Origin of the sequence: Bradyrhizobium sp. HKCCYLR20261 (assembly GCF_051168435.1) — a bacterium.
In the GTDB taxonomy this organism is placed as follows: Bacteria; Pseudomonadota; Alphaproteobacteria; order Rhizobiales; family Xanthobacteraceae; genus Bradyrhizobium.
In genome coordinates this window covers 448,167-465,525 of the sequence record NZ_JBNPUZ010000002.1, presented here as the reverse complement: position 1 = coordinate 465,525, position 17,359 = coordinate 448,167, and the positions used below count along the sequence as shown (strand labels likewise).

Sequence of the window (17,359 nt, the reverse complement as noted above, 5' to 3'; positions counted from 1 at the left end):
TTTTCGCTCACCGCATTTTGATGTGCCGCAATGGCTGCTACTCCCCCCGCTGCAATAGTAGGCGCAGACGGAAAGGAGTTGAAAACCATGTGGCTCACCAAGGACGACTTCCGCATCAAGGCGGAGAATTTCGATCTCTCGAATGGCCTGAACATCCTTCGCATTATCTGCGGTTTGTTTCTGTTTCCCCATGTCGCCGGCAAGTTCGCCGCCGGCACCGTGTCGGCCGCGACCGCTGGCTTCTTCGCCAAGGCCGGCTTTCATCCGCCGGAGATCTGGGTGGTGATCGCCGCCGCGTCCGAATGCGCTGCCGGTGTTGCGCTGGTGCTCGGCATCTGCACGCGCTTCGCCGCGCTCGGCGCCACCGCGCTGCTGCTGTTCGCGGTCTATGCCCTGCAGGTCGTGAAGGGCTTCGGCTGGACCTGGAACACCGGCGGCTACGAATACCCCGTGTTCTGGGCGATCACTTCGCTGGTGGTCGCGATCGAGGCCTGGAAGGTGCACCTCGCCCAGGCCAAGCCCCGCGCCGGCGTGCTGCCGGCCCGTGCGGCGGCGTGAGATCGCCCCTTCACTTCACCATCTGCGATTGCAAGGGAGCCGCCCCATGGGCGGCTCTCGCGTTTGATACTCCGTCAGCTCCGCGCGATCAGCACCGACACCGTCACGCGTCCGACGGGTCCATGGTCGGAGCTGACCTCCAGGCTGACATTGGTCAATGCAAGGTCGAGCCGGTCCCGCGCGATCGCGAGGGCGGTGTCCGCCGTCTCCCGCAGCGCCGTCTCGACGTCCGGAAGCTCGACGGCGTCGCCGGGCATTTCGCCGGATGTGTGACATAGAAGCGCATCTCGTCTGTTCCGGCTACAGGCCCCCGCGAGGGGAGTTGTCGATTTGATGGAGATACGCGGGATCAAATTCTCCGGCAGCGACGACTTTGTCGACATCGATCAATTTGACAAGGTTCTTGCGGATGTCCAGGACGCGCTGGCTGCGAAACTCCTGAAGCACGCGGTTCACATGCACGGTGCTGAGGCCGAGCGCATCGGCGAGATCCGACTGCGTGATCGGGAACTGGTACTCGTTGTCGTCGACGAGGCCGACTTCGGCCAGCCGCTGCCGCAGCTCCGCGAGCAGGTGAGCCATGCGGGCCGACGCCGAGCGCACGCCCAGGTTCAGCACCCGTTCGCGAAAGATTGCCGAATCGACCAGGGTTTCGCGCCACAGCGCACGGGCTACGGCTGGACGTGTATCGATCAGGCGGGCGATGTCGTCATGGTCGATGAAACCCAGCGTCGCCGCGGAGATGGTGACGAGGTCGTGGTCCATGGTCTTGAGTAACAGGCTCTGCAGATCGGGCAGGTCGCCGGGGATATGGAACGACAGGATCTGGCGCTTGCCGGTCTCCGTGACCTTGGCGCGGTAGGCGAACCCACTCATGATCAGGCAGCACGCGCTCGGACTGTCGCCCTCGAATACAATGTGGGTTTCAGCGTCGACCGCCTTCATGGCGACGGGAAGCGCCTCGATCGCTTTGATGTCGTCTTCGCTCAGCTCGGTCGCGTTCCGCAGCTTGCGGACCAGCGTCGCCATGTGGTGCATCGGATGCTCGCGATGGCGAAGGACAAGACCATCGACTTGAGGCAGGGTCTTTGGGACCGGAGAGCGATATGCCAAATTTCGCTGCGCAGGCAGGGGGAGCACAATCATCTCTCGGCCAGCCTCCCGCTAAGAAGTGGGGCTGGTGCAAGACAATCCGGTGAGCGTCAGTTTTGTTCCCTCGCCGGATTATTTTCTTGCTCCGTCGCATTTTGCGCGGGCAGAGAGGGCCGAGGCGCGGGACGACCCTCATTCCTTTTAGGTTGATTCGGCACGCACTTGCTCGCATCCTCTCCTCATCAGGACGGAGAGGCAGCCCGCATGGAACGCTACATCCGGAACGAAAACATTCGCCGCTTTCGTCAGCTGCTCGAGTCCGAGACCGACGAGCAGAAGCGCAGGGTCATTCAGCAGCTGCTTGCGGCTGAGGAAGCCCGGGAGGTTCCGCCGGGTTCCGAGGTGCCCAAGAGCTAGGGGCGCTCACCGCTGCCGGGCTTCCACCCAGTTGAGAGTTCCGCAGCCAGAGCAATTGAACAGCCGCTCTGCAACTCCTGTCCGGGGATTGAGGATGCTCCGAATCCGAGGGGCGGGCTGGCCACAGCTGCGGCACGACGGCAGACCGCTGCCCCCGTCGCCCGAAAAGCCGCTCTTGTTGTCTGGCACGTCTGACATCACGATCCCAAAACTCACGAGATCAATCGGCGGATCAGCGCCGGAAGACAATTCGGGACAATACGGAGCCGATTGCGCCGAATGTCCGGCGCATCTCCGGCCCTTTTAGCCGCCTTGCAGCGATCGAGAAATCTGTTCCTCGCGTGGAACTTCCGCCCCGCCCAGCCGTTACGTCGATGCGTTGACTCGTGACTGCCCGTGGGTCGTGCAAGGCGAGGCGGCAATGTCGCCGCAAGTGGGGGATGGATGAGCAGTCGCGAGTTCGTGCGTCGTTTCTGGCGCAATCAGACATCCCTTGCCTACGATCTTCCTGACCTTGTCGCGGGCACCCTCGATGATCGCGATTTCCGCCTGCTGGCGGATGGCATCCCGATGCTGTGCTGGATCGCCAATGGTGACGGCTACATCGTCTGGTACAATCGCCGCTGGCACGAATACTGCGGCAGCACGCCCGAGCAGATGGAAGGCTGGGGCTGGCAGTCGGTGCATGATCCCGAGCAATTATCCTCGGTGATGGAGCGCTGGCAGGCCTCGATCGCCACCGGCGAGCCGTTCGAGATGACTTTTCCGCTGCGCGGCGCCGACGGCCTCTTTCGTCCGTTTCTCACCCGCATCCAGCCGATGCGCGATGCCTCCGGAAAGGTCAGGCGCTGGTTCGGCGTGAACATGGAGGTGTCGGCGCAGGTCGAGGCCGAGCAGGCGCTGCGCGCCAGCGAGATGCAGGCGCGCGCCGATGCCGAGCGCGTGCAGCTCGCGCTCGCGGCGGGCGCGATCATCGGCACCTGGGTCTGGGACATCCCGTCGAACCGCTTCACCGTCGACGAGAATTTTGCGCATAATTTCGGCCTCGATCCCTCGCTCGGACGCGAGGGGCTGAGCCTCGAGCAGGTCACCATGACCGTGCATCCGGAGGACCAGGCCGGGCTCGCAGCCGTCATCCAGGAGGCGCTGACATCAGGGGGATCCTACGCGCATCAATATCGCGTCCGCCGCCGCGACGGCGTCTATCGCTGGATCGAGGCCAATGGCCGTGTCGAGCAGCGCGACGGCCGGCCCGTGCGCTTCCCCGGCGTGCTGCTCGACGTTCACGAGCGTCGCGCGGCCGAGGCCGCGCTGCGCGACACGGAAGAACAGCTCCGGCTGGCCACCCAATTCGCTGAGATCGGTTTCTGGGACTACGACCCCGTCAACGATGTCCTGGTGTGGCCGCCGCTGGTGAGGAAGATGTTCGGCGTCGCCGAGGACGCGGCGATCACGATCGCGGACTTCTACGAGGGCGTGCATCCCGACGATTCCGAGGCGACCAACGCGGCTTTCGCGGCGGCCGCCGACCCGGTGCAGCGTGCGCTCTATGACGTCGAATATCGCACCATCGGCAAGAACGATGGCGTGGTACGCTGGGTGGCGGCGAAGGGCCGCGGTCTGTTCGACGCGTCCGGCCGCTGCGTTCGCCTGATCGGCACCGCGATCGACATCTCCGATCGCAAGGCCGCGGAAGCGCGGCTGCGCGATCTCAACGAGCGCCTCGAAGTCGCCAATGAGGAGATCAAGCGCTATGCCCATGTCGTGAGTCACGACCTGCGCGCGCCCCTGGTCAACATCATGGGCTTTGCCCAGGAGCTGCAGAGCCTGCGCGAGGAGATGTTCGACGCCGGCCGGTTGCCGAAGTCCGATCCCGTGCGTCAGCAGGCCGAGCGCGACTTCGACGAGTCCCTGTCGTTCATCCGCGCCGCGACGCAGAAGATGGACGGGCTGATCTCCGCCATTCTGAAGGTCTCGCGCCACGGCCAGCAGCCGCTGCATCCGGAGCCGCTCGACATGAGCGCGCTGGTGCAGAAGCTCGCCGACGCCATCCGCCATCAGACCGAGACGGCAGGCGCCATCATCGAGGTCGCGCCGCTGCCGCGGCTCGTCGCCGATCCGCTCGCGATCGGCCAGATCTTCGGCAATCTGCTCGACAACGCGGTCAAATATCTCGATCCCGCGCGTCCCGGCCGCATCGCCATCACCGGCGAGGAGCGCGGCCGCGACGTGCTGTTTCATGTCGCCGACAACGGCCGCGGCATCCGCCCCGAGGACCAGGCGCGGGTGTTCGAGCTGTTCCAGCGCGCCGGCAAGCCTGACCAGCCGGGCGAGGGTATCGGCCTTGCGCATGTGAAGTCGCTGCTCGGCCGTCTGAACGGCAGCATCAGCCTGACCTCGGAGGCCGGTGTCGGCACCACGTTCACGGTGACCCTGCCGCGCGTGGCACAGGCGTCGCCATGACGCCGTTCGCCCCGCCTGTCAGTCGATGATCCCCGGGCCGTCGGTCATCGCCCGCGCCACGCCCTGCTTCATGCGCTCCAGCGCCTCCGGCGCGTGCCCGTGCCAACCGACGACCTCGGCCAAGACCCGCAACGGCGCACGCGATCGATACGACCGTGTCGGATTGCCCGGAAACTTCTTGTCGGTCACGTTCGGATCGTCTTCGATCTCTCCGGTCGGCTCGACCACATAGATCCGTTCCCGCGCGCTGCCCGCTGCCAGCTCGGCGCCCCAGATCGCCGCATCCAGCGTGGCCGTGAAGTAGACCCAGGACAGCGCCGCGTCCATGTAGTTCGAGCCATGGCCGACCGCGATCAGGTCGCCCGGTTTCAGATCGGCGCGCGTGCCGTGGAAGAAGGATTGCGCAAACACGGTCGCGACGGATGACATGAGGGTCCCTCGATCATGTGACCTGTCGTCATGCGCGAAGGCGCCGCCGCCGGCAAGCTGAAATCCAAGCCGGCGATCGCACGAAAAAATCACCGGGAGACCTGTCGGAATTCCCGCCGTCACATCGTCCTCCGAGCGCACAGCACGGAGGAACCCGACATGACCGCTCCGAAGATCGTCGCTCAGGACGCGTGGACCGAGGCGCATCGCACCCATCTGGCCAAGGAAAAGGCCTTCATGCGGCAACGCGATGCGCTGTCGGCCGAGCGGCGCGCGCTGCCCTGGCTCAGGATCGAGAAGGACTATCTGTTCCAGGCGCCGCAGGGGCCCGTCACCTTGAGCGGGCTGTTCCAGGGCCGCAGCCAGCTCATCATCTATCATTTCATGATGGGCCCGGGCGATCCGCACCGCTGTCCCGGCTGCTCGTTCCTGTGCGACCATATCGACGGCGCCAACCGGCATCTGCGCCACCACGACGTCAGCCTGGTCGCGGTGTCGCGCGCCCCTCTGGCCGAGATCCTGCCCTACAAGGCGCGGATGGGCTGGGCGTTCGACTGGGTGTCGTCGCATGGGAGCGACTTCAATTTCGATTTCCAGGTGTCGTTCTCGGACGAGCAGATCGCGACCGGACAGGCGATCTACAATTTCGCGCCGTTGAGGCGCGGCTCGCATGAGCTGCCGGGACTCACCGTGTTCACCAAGGATGCGGCCGGCGACATCTTCTGCACCTTCCAGGTCCGCTCCCGCGGCGGCGACCCGCTGATCGGCGCCTATCACTATCTCGATCTCACGCCGAAGGGCCGCAACGAAACCGGCCGCGGCAACCTCTCGGACTGGGTCCGCCTGCACGACGAATACACGCCGCGGGCCTAAGCCTCGGCGGGCGCGAGCCGATCCGGGCAATTCGTCAAACGCGCCGGCGAGCCGATGGCGGTACAGCCGGCGGGCACATCAGTGGTGACGACCGCTCCCGCGCCGATCTTGGCGAACGCGCCCACCGCGACGTCGCCGAGGATGATTGCCCCCGACGAGACCAGCACCCCGCGCCCGATCCGCGGCGCGCGGCCAGGCAGCGCGTCCTGCCGTCCGATCGTGACGTTCTGCAGGATCGTGACCTCGTCGCCAATCTCGGCAAACGCGCCGATGATGATCCCGGTGGCGTGATCGAGAAACACCCCCGTTCCGAGCCTGGCCGAGGGGTGGATGCTGACCTGGAGCGCCGTCGAGGCCTCCGCCTGCAGCAGCAGCGCGAGATCAGGCTTGCCGTTGGTCCAGAGCCAGTGCGCAACACGATGCGCCTGGAGCGCAATGTATCCCTTGTAGTTCAGCAGCGGCGGCAGCAGCGCCGTCGTCGCGGGATCACGCGCCGCGATCGCGCCGAGGTCGCGATGCGCTGCATCGACGAGTGCGGGCGCCGCGAGATGCGCCTCGCGCGCGATGGTGGCGAACTGCGTCTGCTCGGCGGTGCTCCGGCCGAGGCGGGCGCCGATCCGGGATGCGATTACGCTTCCGAGATCCGGATGATCAAGGATGGCAGCCGACATCGCGCGGCCAAACACGGGATCGCGCGCTGCGGCCAGCTCTGCTTCGCGCCGAAGGGATGACCACAATTCGTGTTCGACGTCAGGGCTAGCCGTCATGACAGTCATTAATCCGCTGACAATGCCCCCGAACATACAGGGCTTCCGGCGCCGATGCCAGCCGCCGAGGCGAGCAGACCGTTCCTGGCCCCTTTCTCTTGGCCGCGCGAACGATCGTGATATCGTTCGTCAAGCGGCGACTTTCACGAGAGAGCAAAAAATTGCGGTCCAGCTCTAAGCCATCCACCTCGCCCGATCTGCTCGACTGCGTACGGCGGTATGGCCGCGCGCTGCTGCTTGGGCTGATGATGGTCGCAGGCTCGCCCGCGCGAGCCGACTCCACGGTTGATATGAGTGCGAAGAACCTGATGGTGGTCATCAGGGAGTCGATAGGCGCCAACAAACAGACTGAAACGCTGGAGCCCATGGGCAGGATGCGGGCGAAACTGGCCGACGGCAAGGAGGTGGAGTTCGAGCTCTGCGCATTCCTGCTCCTTGGTGACATGCACATCAGGTTCGTCTTCGATGGGCTCAGCATGATGCAGAACGCCAAACCGCAGGATCTGGCCCGCCTTGGCCTTGCTCCGGCCGAGGCGCTCCAGCTTGCGGTCGCAAATATCAAGCGAGTATATGGCGATCCTGTCGTCAAGCCTTGGGACAACGGCGTCATGGAGGTCGCCGGGAGGTCGCCCGATCTCGACAGTAGCTATTTTCTGGATCGCGAATTCTGGCAGCGTCGATTGCAGGACCATCCTGAGGGCTTGGTCGCTGCGGTGCCCAGGCGTGGTGCCCTGCTGTTTGCTCCGCTCGCCCGCCGCGACGCCGTCGACTGGCTGCGCAGAAACATCAATCAAATATACGCCAGCGGCGATCGCTTGCGGGTGTCGTCCGGGCTCTATTTGTTCAAGGACGATCGGTGGACAGTGTTTCAGTCGCCGAAAAACTAACTTGTTTACGAGGCTCGGCACTCTGCAGGTCAACGGCGGCATGGGCGGAGGTCCGCGGTTCGTGCCATGAACTCGGTTACGATCGTACGGGCTCGGGTTTGCAACTGCAGAGGTTCGTGCTCACCCGTCGCTATGGGCTTGCGATGCCGCGATTGCTTGCTTGGAATGGTGACGAGTGATACGCTTTCTGCATGAAGAGCATCATCTCCATCGCTTCGGTCTTCTTCCTGACCCATTGATCGCGGCCCGTCTCGCGGGCGCACGACGTGGCGCGGCGCGTTGCCGCATGTTTCAGGATCAGACCCGGCCAGTGACCGCGCAACGCGCGGAAGGATCTCACTTGGCCATGCGATGCGAGGACCTTCATGCCCGACAATCCAATCTCGGCGGCGCAGCCGCCTGTGCTGTCGTCTGCGCAGATCGATCAGTTCATCCGCGACGGGTTCGTCAAGCTCGAGCGCGCGTTCTCGCGCGAGCTTGCCACGGCGGCGCGCGCCATTCTCTGGCGCGACCTGCCGTGCCGCGCCGATGATCCCACCTCATGGACGCGGCCGGTGATCAGGCTCGGCCAGTATCACGACGAGCCGTTCAAGCAGGCCGTCAACACGCCGCGTCTCTACGCCGCCTTCGATCAATTGGTCGGCCCTGGACGCTGGCGTCCGCGTCCGGGCCTCGGCACGTTCCCGGTGCGCTTTCCTCATCCCGATGATCCCGGCGACGCCGGCTGGCACGTCGATCTGAGCTTTCCCGGTCCCGACAGCAACTCGGAAGCGCGTCCGGGCTTCTCGACTTGGCGCGTCAATTTTCTGTCGCAGGGTCGTGCGCTGCTGATGTTGTTTCTGTTCTCCGACATCGGCGAGCATGACGCGCCGACGCGCATCAAGGCCGGGTCGCATCTCGATGTCGCGCGATATCTGGCGCCGGCCGGCGAGGCCGGGCGCTCCGCGGATGAGCTGAGCCAGTTCTCCGCCAGCCTGGAGCGCCCCCAGGTGCTTGCGACCGGGGAAGCCGGCGACGTCTATCTCTGCCATCCGTTTCTGTCGCATGCGGCGCAGATGCACCGGGGCACGGAGCCGCGCTTCCTCGCCCAGCCGCCGCTGCATCCAAGCGAGTCGATCTGTCTCGATCGGGCGGATGCGGCCTACTCGCCGGTCGAGATCGCGATCCGTCTTGCGCTCGGCAAAGGCTGAACGCCCGGTTCGGCAGCGCTAACGCCGAGGCAAGACGATAATTCGGTGATAATTCGGTGACAGTGCACTCAATATGACAGGTAGTTGAGTGCACTGTCACCGACATACCACCGAAATACGAAATACCGAGAAGATGAGCCTTGTCGATTGCATCGCCAGTCAGGCGAGGTCTTGGAGCGCACCGCGCAAGCCCGTTCAACCGCTGCCGTTATCGAACTGCCGTGGGCCGCGGTGAAGTTGTCCCGCAAATGCGCCGTCCTAACCTCCTATGCCTCAGCTCAGGTCTGTTTCGCCATTCGTGTCGCCGGAGGCAAAGGTTGAGGATTCAAAGCCTGCCGCTTTGCGCGTTGGAGAGCTTTGTACTCTCGTTCGGTAATCCAGGGGGTAGGATCACCAGGAGACTGGCCCAAACCGAAATTGACGAAGGGATTCACCGGTATTGTGAAGGATAGGATCTCCCAGTGGAGACACTTGCCTCGTGTCCAATGAAAGCTGTGAGTGGCAGGGTCATAGACTTCATAGATGAGCCATCTCGTACAGAACCGATCGACGGCGAGAGCAGGAGCTGTCGCGCCGAACACGAGCGTGGCGGTGAGACCTGTCAGGAGAGCAAGGGAGGAATGCCGCATGTGAATTCTCCAATCAATGAAAGATTGAGACAACGGCGAAACGCAACCAGCATAGTTGTTGTAGGTTTCACGTGCAAGTTGGTTCGGCCTCTCTGAGTTGATCAAGATGAGATTCGATCTGACGATGACCAATCAGATACCGGTCGTTGTTGGCGCGAGTATCATGGTGTGTCGGTCATGATGCGTCACCGCGCTTCGGTCGCAGAATTGTGTGATCTAGATGAGCGTTTCTTTGGCAGCGGCAGTTTCCAAGGACAGCTTTTCACCGTCTCCGCAGCTGTCATGCTCGCGAAGGCGGAGCATCCAGTACGCCGCGGCGGAAAAAATAGACCCGAATCGCCCTGGCGTACTGGATCGTCCGCTGTCGCGGACGCGAGAGCGCCAAGTAGAAAAACGCTTAGTTACGAGAGCGAGGCCTCAGCTCGGCAGCTGATCGGACCGGCTCGTCAACTCAGCCGCGATTGGATATCCCGATAATGATGCTGACCTGCCGCTTCCATGGCCTCTGTCCTCATGCAGAACCAGGTCCGGCGCCGAAGCGAACGGTTCGCGCTCAATAAAATTCGCAATTCCAGAAGATTTATCTTTCGCTTTCGCAGAAATTGTGTTCTACTCCCGCCATCCTGCTTCGCCACGAGGGGCGTATCGCGATCGTCACGGCACGTGAGGCGGGGAGGCGATGGCCGCTGGCTGGCCGCAGCGCGTTTCGGCGCGCGGACGAACGGCAGTTGGCGGACGTGAAGTCGTATGGTCCTGGCGCCGCGACGCTGGCGCTAAGCTGTCGGGCGATGATCCCGACGGTGACGGTGGCTAAAGAGCCCGTACACCGGGGAGAGTACGAAGTAAGCGTGAAGACCATCGCGCAGGGAATGCCGGAGTTCGGCTGAACCTGTGGTGACTGCCGCCTGCTTTTGTTTGCAGGCGGGCCATGGGTTGCGGCCAGCGCCCGGCATTCCCTGCGCCCTCGTGATTGTCCGAGGGGCCGTCGATCTCATCAGCCCGGGCGCATCAGCGTCGCGGGACCGCGCTGACGCGCGAGGGATCGAGGCCAGGCGTGGCGAGCCAACCGGTGTGATGATCGAGCAACGGCCCCATGTGGCGCGGGTCGAGCGTCGCAGTCCGGTGTCAAGCGCGATGGTGAAAGGCGCTTTTGGAAGGTGGCTTGCCAGGGAAAGCGGACTTGCCAGGGCGTCGCAGCCGGCCCGCCAACGGCCGATCGCCCAGCGCCCAGCCCTCGCACTGCTGCGGAATTTGATCTAGATGGGAGGCCATCTCGAACGACCGATCCTGTCGTCTCGCGCGCATCGGCGCGAAGGACAAATCCGGAGTTGCATATGTCGCAAGCACATTCTTTCAGCCTCGCCGCCGAAACCACGGACATCCTGACGTCGCTCGGCGTCGCCCCGGAGCGGTTGCGCGGCGGCACCCGTACCGCGCGCTCACCGATCACCGGCGAGGCGCTGGCGCAGGTGCACGACGACACGCAGGCCGACGCGACCGCGGTGATCGCTCGCGCCCATGCAGCCTTTTTGCAATGGCGGCTGCTGCCGGCGCCCAAGCGCGGCGAGCTGGTGCGGCTGCTCGGCGAGGAGCTGCGCGCCAACAAGGCCGCGCTCGGCCGGCTGGTCTCGATCGAGGCCGGCAAGATCGTGTCGGAGGGCCTCGGCGAGGTTCAGGAGATGATCGATATCTGCGACTTCGCCGTCGGCCTGTCGCGCCAGCTCTACGGCCTGACCATCGCGACCGAGCGCGCCGAGCACCGCATGATGGAGACGTGGCATCCCCTGGGCGTGACCGGCGTCATCTCGGCCTTCAATTTTCCGGTTGCCGTCTGGGCCTGGAATGCGGCGATCGCGCTGGTGTGCGGCAACAGCGTCGTGTGGAAGCCCTCGGAGAAGACGCCGCTGACGGCGCTCGCGACCGACGCGCTGCTGGCGCGGGCGCTTCAGCGCTTCCGCGGCGAGGCGCCGGATGGGCTCGCGGGCCTTTTGCTCGGCGGCCGCGCCGTCGGCGAGATGCTGGTCGACGACGCGCGCGTGCCGCTGGTGTCGGCGACCGGCTCGACCGCGATGGGCCGCGTCGTCGGCGCCTGCCTCGCCGGCCGCTTTGCCCGCGCCATCCTCGAACTCGGCGGCAACAATGCCGCGATCGTCACGCCCACCGCCGATCTCGATCTCACCTTGCGCGCGGTGGCGTTCGCCGCGATGGGCACCGCCGGCCAGCGCTGCACCAGCCTGCGCCGGCTGTTCGTGCATGCCGATGTCTATGAGCAGCTCGTGCCGCGGCTGAAGCAGGCCTATGCGTCGGTCGCGATCGGCAATCCGCTGGAGCAGGGCACGTTGATCGGCCCGCTGATCGACCGCGGCGCCTATGACGCAATGCAGGACGCGCTGAGCGCCGCCAAGGATCACGGTGGCCGCGTGTTCGGCGGCGAGCGCGTCAGCGTCGGCGGTCTCAACGAGGCTTATTATGTTCGGCCGGCGCTGGTCGAGATCGCCGCGCAGGCAGGACCGGTCGAGCGCGAGACCTTCGCGCCCATTCTCTATGTCATGCCGTATCGCGATCTCGACGCCGCGATCGAGCTGCACAACGCGGTGCCGCAGGGCCTGTCGTCGTCGATCTTCACCAACGATCTGCGCGAGGCCGAACTGTTCGTCTCCTCGCGCGGCTCCGACTGCGGCATCGCCAACGTCAATATCGGGCCGTCAGGAGCGGAGATTGGCGGCGCGTTCGGCGGCGAGAAGGAGACCGGCGGCGGCCGCGAGTCCGGCTCCGACTCATGGAAGGCCTATATGCGCCGCGCCACCAACACCGTGAACTACGGACGCAGCCTGCCGCTGGCGCAGGGCGTCAAGTTCGATCTGGGGTGAGCGAATTCGGGTGAGCGACGTGATGCCTCCTTTCAGCAGCGGAACTGCTTCGGCGATTCGTGCGTTGCGCGCTGACAAGGAGATGCATCATGGCAGCAAAGAAGAAGACCACGACGGCGAAGTCAGCACGCGGAGGCAAGCAGGACCGTGCCCGCGTCGCGGGCGGACAGGACTACGAAGTGCGCTACGAGGCCAAGAAGACCGGACGGTCGGCATCGGCCGTGAAGAAGGCCGTCAAGAAGGTCGGCAACAGCCGCAAGAAGGTGACGCGCAAGCTCGCGCGTTAGCGTCAGGTCAGCTTCGGCCGCTGCGGCGGCCGAAGCGATCCCCTGGCCCAGCCGAGTGCCTTGGGCGAACGGAGCGGATCGGGGCCGTCGCAGACGGGGCAGACCGGCTCGCGCGGCCGGACGGTCGCGGAGAGTCCGACATCTGCCTTCCCGCCCGAGATCGCCTCATGCTGCCGCTCACGAATTGCGAGCGGGCGGCCGCAGGTCGGGCAAGGCTTGCGGATGAGCCATTGGGCAGGACGTTTCAGCACGACGACGTCTCCCGGTTGAGCGCAGGACTCTCGCTGAGGGCCAATCTGGGTTTGTCGCGAAACTGTCCCCACACCGTCATGCCCGGGCTAGAGACGGGCCCAACACATCGATCGCCATATGTGATAGCCCTGCGGTTGAGTGGTCAGGCTAGGACATCTTTGGGCCAGCGCGGAATCACTTATTTGAATCGTGGCGACTCTTCCGGTTCGTCCGCGGCCGAACAATCAGGGCAGGTGTCGCCGATCGCGCTGAGGACATCCTCGATCGCAGCGATTGCTTCCGAACTGCAGACGCCGCGCGGCGGATCGTCGCTGGCGGTGCGACGCGCCCGGGCCACCGCATCTGGATCGCCTCGCTCTCGCATCCAGCCATGCTCCTCGCATTCGGTGACGGCGCCGGCATCGCGCAGGATGCCGAACGCCCAGCGCTCGAGATTTGGGATCGCTTGGCGGCGCGTGTTGGCAGGTGGCATCGGCTCTCTCCAGCCTGGGAGAATCCATGAATCCTCCGGCGTTTCCAGGCTCGGCCTGCAGGGCAGGGATTCCAAAATGGAGGGGCTGGACTTGGACGGGCGGATCGGTGCTTGCCGCTTGAGATCGCCGCGGGCCGGGGCCATCCTGGGCGAAGCTTCGTGACAGGGGTGCAGACAGGGATGCAGATCAAGACCAACGAGGATGTGCTGCTCATCATCGATGTGCAGAACGATTTTTGTCCGGGCGGCGCGCTCGCGGTCGCCGACGGCGACGCGGTGGTGCCGGTGATCAACCGGCTCAGCGCGATGTTCGATCATGTCGTGCTGACCCAGGATTGGCATCCGGCGGGCCATAGCTCGTTCGCGTCGAGCCATCCCGGCAAGGGACCGTTCGAGAGCGTCACGATGCCCTATGGGCCGCAGACGCTGTGGCCGGATCACTGCATCCAGGGCACGCCGGGCGCGGCATTCCATCCGGAGCTTTCGATCGACAAGGCGCAGATGATCATCCGCAAGGGTTTTCGCAGCAGCATCGATTCCTATTCGGCGTTCTTCGAGAACGACAAGACGACGCCGACCGGGCTTGCCGGCTATTTGCGCGAGCGCGGTTTGAAGCGGGTTGTCCTGGTCGGGCTCGCGACCGATTTCTGCGTGCACTATTCGGCCGTCGATGCGCGCCGGCTCGGCTTCGAGGCGATCGTGATCGACAGCGCCTGCCGCGGCATCGACCTCGGCGGCTCGATGGCCGCCGCCAAGGCCGAAGGCGCCGAGGCCGGCGTGATCAGGCTGCCGGAATTGGCATGAGCTACGCCGCCGCGCCGATGCTGGGCTCGGCGATGGCGCCGGCGACGCGAACGCGGACGCGGAGCGCATTGCCGGGGAGGTAGGCGATCGGCATGTCCTCGACGTCGACCGTCTTGAGCGTGCCGCGCTCGGCGCCGGCCTGCACGGCGCGGTCCTCGGCGATGCCGCGGGCCGCCGCGATGGCCTCGTCGCGGGTCAGGTCGCGGAACACCTGGTCGGCCTCGCCCGACACTTGCGCGATCGCTGCGCCGACCGCATTGGCGCAGTCGCCATGCGGGACGCGGACGATGTTGGAAATGCCGGCGAGCCGCTCCGGCACCAGGAAGGCGCCGCCGCCGACCGCGAGCAGCGGCACGTCGCCGGCCTCGGTCTTCATGCGGTCGATGTCGCCCTCGAGCTGGCGATGGGCGTCCGCGAGCGCGGCGTCGATCAACGCTTTCGGCAGATGCGCGACGCGGGCGCGGTCGCCGATGTCGATCAGCCCGGCCGCGACCGCGATGTCGGTCGCGGTGAGCTGGTCGCCGCCGAACACCAGCGCCTCGGAGGTCAGCCGATATCCGACGCTGACCGGACCGACGCGGACCGGCTCCTGGGCGACGTGGCTGCCGCCGCCGAGGCCGATCGAGAGCAGGTCGGGCATGCGGAACAGCGTCCGCACGCCGCCGACCTCGACCACCGCGTTGGCCTCGCGCGGAAAGCCGTGGCGGAGCTGGCCGATGTCGGAGGTGGTACCGCCGACGTCGACGACCATGGCGTCGTCGAGGCCGGAGAGATATGCGGCGCCGCGCATCGAGTTGGTGGCGCCGGAGGCGAAGCTCATGACCGGAAACGCGGTCGCGATCTCCGCCTGCATCACGGTGCCGTCGTTCTGCGTCAGGAACAACGGCGCATCGATCCCGGAATCGGCGATCGCCTTGCGGAAGGCGGCGACGGTGGTGACGGCGAGGTCATGGAGCGCGGCGTTGAGCAGCGCGGCGTTCTCGCGCTCCAGCAGGCCGATGCGGCCGAGGTCGTGCGACAGCGTGACCGCGACGTCGGGGCAGATCTCGGCGAAGATCTCCCGCGCCGTGATTTCACAGCTCGGATCGAGCGGCGAGAACGACGATGCGACAGCGACCGAGCGCAGCCCCTTGGCCTTGATCGTCCGCGCGGCGGCCTTCAGTCCGTTGGTGTCGAGCGGCATGAAGGGACGACCGTCATAGTCATGACCGCCCTCCAGCATGAACGTCTCGCCGCTGACGAGCTCGGCCAGATCCGCCGGCCAGTCGCAGAACGGCGGCAGCGAGGCGGAGGCCGGCATGCCGATCCTGACGGCGCCGATCTTGTGCAGATGCCGCCGCTGCACCACCGCATTGATGAAATGCGTGGTGCCGATCACGACCGCATCGACCGGCACGGCCGCCGCGGGATTTTCGCGCAGCGCCTTCAGCGCGGCGAGAATGCCGGAGGTGACGTCGGCGGTGGTCGCGGCCTTGACCGAGTGGACGACCTTGTCGTCGGCAATCAAGACCGCGTCGGTGTTGGTGCCACCGACGTCAATACCAATCCGCTTCATTCACTAGGCTCCAGAGGTCGCAAACAGCGACCGGAAATCGAGGTCGTAACCGAAGGCGCGGGGGCCGACGAAATCGAGGCCGCGCGGGCTGGTCAGCACGGCGGGTGCGGGCAGGGCGATCACCGTCACACGCTGGCCGTAGCGTACGGTCTCGGTGCCGATGCCATGGCCGTTGACGCTGTCGAGCACGCAGATCAGGTCGGGCGACATCGCGATGGCTTCGTCACCGCGCCAGGCCACGATCCACTCGTTCTGGAACGACAGCTTGAGCTGCGTGCCGCGATCACCGTCGCTGCCCTCGATGACGGCAGAGCCACGCAGGAAGCCCTCGGTGGTGCGGCGCTCGACGTCGACGATCTTGCCGGTGAACAGCCGCTGACCGCCCTCGCAGTCGAGGATCGCCGCGATCGGATCCCCGTGGTTCCTGTTGGCGGCGTTGACGGCGCGGCCGATCGCGATCGCCTTCGTCGTCGTGAAATGGATGCCCCAGTCCTTGACCTCGCGCCCCGTGCGCGGCGCCTTGCTGGTCGAGGCGATCGAGCCCATCTCGACGCAGATCTTGCGGCTGGCGCGCTCCATCCACTTCCACGAGGGCACCTTCGTCACCACGGCCTCGATGCCGCGCGGATCGTACAGCGTACAGGGATACGGCTTGAGGTCGCCGATCGCCACCGACGTCATCTGCGCTTCGGGAAAGGCGCGGCCCATGCAGTCGGCGTCGATGACCGGAATGTTCAGATGCGCCGCCGCCATCAGCGCCTGCATGCCGTTGCCGCCGCCGATCTCGACCGACATCACGGCGCGAAATTTGAAGCCGTTGATCTCCTCCTGCATGCGCACGGCCCGGGCGATGCTGCGGCTGTCGGCGAGGCGCTCCTGGCCCACCAGCGGCGCGCCCATGTTGGAGACCACCGCGACCCAGTCGTCGTCGCCGAGATCGAGCGGCGACATCAGCTGCACGCGATGCCCTTCGGCATAGAGCCGGCGCAGATTGAGCAGGCCGAGATAGGGGCTGCCGCCGCCGCCGGTGCCGAGGATCCAGGCGCCGACTGCGAGCGCCTCGATGTCGTCGAGGCTGATCGTCTTCATCTCGACCGCGCTCACGACACCAGCTCCTCGACGACGCGCGCGGCCGCCGCGATCGACAGGATTACGGGGCCCGGATAATGGCGGCGAACGCGGGCCTTGTTGGCGCTGGAGTAGCTCATGCAGTCGAGCACGACGAGATCGGGCTGCCTGGCCGCCATCTCGCGCGCCGCGGCATCGACGGTGGCGTCATCCGAGCCCGGCTGCAGCGTGACGCCGACGACCTCGACGCCAGCACGTTGCCACTTCTTGGCGATCAGCGTGGTCTGCTCCGGCAACGGCGAGAACATGCCGAGCCGGCCCTTCGGCAACACGGCTTCGACCATCTTGTGCAGGACGGCCGAGGGCAGGATCACGAGGCCTTCCGGCGTGAGGTTCGGAAACTCGCCAGTGCAGGCGAGCATGACCACGTCGATCCCTTCCTGGCGAAACTTCGCGAGCTGCGTATTGGCGCGGGCTTCCACGGCCTTTTTGCTGAGCCGCACATTGTCGCCGTTCGGCAGCAAGGTGAACAACGCGTCGGCGCCATCGAGCGGTGGGATCTGGTCAATTTCGGCGCGGCTCATGCCGTCAAGCGCGCCGCGCAGCTCGATCGTCATCCCTGGCGACAACACCGCCGCGATCTCGGCCTCCATTGTCGGGCGCGGGCTTTGGCCGATGACGACGATGCCCATGCGCCGCTGGGTGAGGTGGGCGGGAGACGGGGATGAAAGCATGACGTTCAAAAT

The 17,359-nt window shown here is 65.6% G+C and carries 19 protein-coding genes; 9 read left to right on the top strand and 10 right to left on the bottom strand.

The genetic code is table 11. The annotated features are described in order from the left end of the window. Nucleotides 1-87: 87 nt before the first annotated feature. Nucleotides 88-558: a DoxX family protein gene (locus ACQR1L_RS05795; RefSeq protein ID WP_434856972.1), complete on the top strand. Its 471-nt coding sequence runs from the start codon at nt 88-90 to the stop codon at nt 556-558. 74 nt (nt 559-632) lie between these two features. Here the strand turns inward: ACQR1L_RS05795 and ACQR1L_RS05790 are convergent, their stop codons facing one another. Together ACQR1L_RS05790 and ACQR1L_RS05785 are read right to left on the bottom strand one after the other, a co-directional pair. Continuing rightward, the gene (locus ACQR1L_RS05790; protein WP_434856971.1) at nt 633-815 is read right to left on the bottom strand and encodes a hypothetical protein; all 183 of its coding nucleotides are present in this window, start codon (nt 813-815) and stop codon (nt 633-635) included. A gap of 43 nt (nt 816-858) precedes the next feature. Further along, on the bottom strand, nt 859-1,587 hold the full coding sequence (locus tag ACQR1L_RS05785) for a Crp/Fnr family transcriptional regulator (RefSeq protein ID WP_434856970.1): 729 nt from the start codon (nt 1,585-1,587) through the stop codon (nt 859-861). Nucleotides 1,588-1,914: 327 nt separating this feature from the next. Here ACQR1L_RS05785 and ACQR1L_RS05780 point away from each other — a divergent pair, with 327 nt between their 5' ends. Together ACQR1L_RS05780 and ACQR1L_RS05775 are read left to right on the top strand one after the other, a co-directional pair. Then, complete coding sequence (locus ACQR1L_RS05780; protein WP_434856969.1) at nt 1,915-2,067, top strand: hypothetical protein; 153 nt, start codon at nt 1,915-1,917, stop codon at nt 2,065-2,067. Between the two features lie 444 nt (nt 2,068-2,511). After that, nucleotides 2,512-4,530 carry a PAS domain-containing protein gene (locus ACQR1L_RS05775; RefSeq protein ID WP_434856968.1) on the top strand — a complete coding sequence of 673 codons (2,019 nt, stop codon included), beginning with the start codon at nt 2,512-2,514 and terminating at the stop codon, nt 4,528-4,530. A gap of 18 nt (nt 4,531-4,548) precedes the next feature. Here ACQR1L_RS05775 and arr read toward each other — a convergent pair whose 3' ends face one another. Then, nucleotides 4,549-4,959: an NAD(+)--rifampin ADP-ribosyltransferase gene (gene arr / locus ACQR1L_RS05770; protein ID WP_434856967.1), complete on the bottom strand. Its 411-nt coding sequence runs from the start codon at nt 4,957-4,959 to the stop codon at nt 4,549-4,551. Nucleotides 4,960-5,118: 159 nt separating this feature from the next. On the opposite strand from arr, the gene ACQR1L_RS05765 reads away from it, so the two are divergent. After that, nucleotides 5,119-5,832 carry a DUF899 domain-containing protein gene (locus ACQR1L_RS05765; RefSeq protein ID WP_434856966.1) on the top strand — a complete coding sequence of 238 codons (714 nt, stop codon included), beginning with the start codon at nt 5,119-5,121 and terminating at the stop codon, nt 5,830-5,832. On the opposite strand, the gene ACQR1L_RS05760 is transcribed toward ACQR1L_RS05765, so the two are convergent. Continuing rightward, nucleotides 5,829-6,599 (bottom strand): serine O-acetyltransferase, encoded by a 771-nt coding sequence (locus tag ACQR1L_RS05760; RefSeq protein ID WP_434856965.1) that lies wholly within the window; start codon nt 6,597-6,599, stop codon nt 5,829-5,831. The two genes, ACQR1L_RS05765 and ACQR1L_RS05760, sit on opposite strands and share 4 nt — an antisense overlap. Nucleotides 6,600-6,715: 116 nt before the next feature. Here ACQR1L_RS05760 and ACQR1L_RS05755 point away from each other — a divergent pair, with 116 nt between their 5' ends. Next, nucleotides 6,716-7,486 carry a hypothetical protein gene (locus ACQR1L_RS05755; RefSeq protein ID WP_434856964.1) on the top strand — a complete coding sequence of 257 codons (771 nt, stop codon included), beginning with the start codon at nt 6,716-6,718 and terminating at the stop codon, nt 7,484-7,486. Nucleotides 7,487-7,616: 130 nt separating this feature from the next. On the opposite strand, the gene ACQR1L_RS05750 is transcribed toward ACQR1L_RS05755, so the two are convergent. Next, on the bottom strand, nt 7,617-7,853 hold the full coding sequence (locus tag ACQR1L_RS05750; protein WP_434856963.1) for a hypothetical protein: 237 nt from the start codon (nt 7,851-7,853) through the stop codon (nt 7,617-7,619). Between ACQR1L_RS05750 and ACQR1L_RS05745 the strand changes: the two genes are divergently transcribed. The 3 genes from ACQR1L_RS05745 (at nt 7,852) to ACQR1L_RS05735 (ending at nt 12,462) form a co-directional block, all read left to right on the top strand. Then, entirely contained in the window at nt 7,852-8,676 is an 825-nt protein-coding gene (locus ACQR1L_RS05745; protein ID WP_434856962.1) for a phytanoyl-CoA dioxygenase family protein, read from the top strand. The two genes, ACQR1L_RS05750 and ACQR1L_RS05745, sit on opposite strands and share 2 nt — an antisense overlap. 1,963 nt (nt 8,677-10,639) lie before the next feature. Further along, the gene (gene amaB, locus ACQR1L_RS05740) at nt 10,640-12,175 is read left to right on the top strand and encodes an L-piperidine-6-carboxylate dehydrogenase (protein WP_434856961.1); all 1,536 of its coding nucleotides are present in this window, start codon (nt 10,640-10,642) and stop codon (nt 12,173-12,175) included. Between the two features lie 89 nt (nt 12,176-12,264). Then, the gene (locus ACQR1L_RS05735; protein WP_434856960.1) at nt 12,265-12,462 is read left to right on the top strand and encodes a DUF3606 domain-containing protein; all 198 of its coding nucleotides are present in this window, start codon (nt 12,265-12,267) and stop codon (nt 12,460-12,462) included. Nucleotides 12,463-12,464: 2 nt separating this feature from the next. Here the strand turns inward: ACQR1L_RS05735 and ACQR1L_RS05730 are convergent, their stop codons facing one another. After that, a complete protein-coding gene (locus ACQR1L_RS05730) occupies nt 12,465-12,713 on the bottom strand; it encodes a hypothetical protein (protein ID WP_434856959.1) in 249 nt (82 codons plus the stop codon). A gap of 179 nt (nt 12,714-12,892) precedes the next feature. Further along, on the bottom strand, nt 12,893-13,330 hold the full coding sequence (locus ACQR1L_RS05725; protein ID WP_434856958.1) for a hypothetical protein: 438 nt from the start codon (nt 13,328-13,330) through the stop codon (nt 12,893-12,895). Between the two features lie 36 nt (nt 13,331-13,366). Between ACQR1L_RS05725 and pncA the strand changes: the two genes are divergently transcribed. Then, a complete protein-coding gene (gene pncA, locus ACQR1L_RS05720) occupies nt 13,367-13,990 on the top strand; it encodes a bifunctional nicotinamidase/pyrazinamidase (RefSeq protein WP_434856957.1) in 624 nt (207 codons plus the stop codon). A 1-nt stretch (nt 13,991) separates the two neighbouring features. Here the strand turns inward: pncA and ACQR1L_RS05715 are convergent, their stop codons facing one another. Genes ACQR1L_RS05715 through ACQR1L_RS05705 form a run of 3 tightly spaced genes read right to left on the bottom strand, consistent with a single transcriptional unit; the run spans nt 13,992 to nt 17,347 of the window. After that, the gene (locus tag ACQR1L_RS05715; protein WP_434856956.1) at nt 13,992-15,545 is read right to left on the bottom strand and encodes a hydantoinase/oxoprolinase N-terminal domain-containing protein; all 1,554 of its coding nucleotides are present in this window, start codon (nt 15,543-15,545) and stop codon (nt 13,992-13,994) included. Nucleotides 15,546-15,548: 3 nt separating this feature from the next. Further along, nucleotides 15,549-16,649 carry a DUF917 domain-containing protein gene (locus tag ACQR1L_RS05710; RefSeq protein WP_434856955.1) on the bottom strand — a complete coding sequence of 367 codons (1,101 nt, stop codon included), beginning with the start codon at nt 16,647-16,649 and terminating at the stop codon, nt 15,549-15,551. Then, nucleotides 16,646-17,347: an AroM family protein gene (locus ACQR1L_RS05705; RefSeq protein WP_434856954.1), complete on the bottom strand. Its 702-nt coding sequence runs from the start codon at nt 17,345-17,347 to the stop codon at nt 16,646-16,648. The genes ACQR1L_RS05710 and ACQR1L_RS05705 overlap by 4 nt, the downstream gene beginning before the upstream one ends. Between the last annotated feature and the right edge of the window lie 12 nt (nt 17,348-17,359).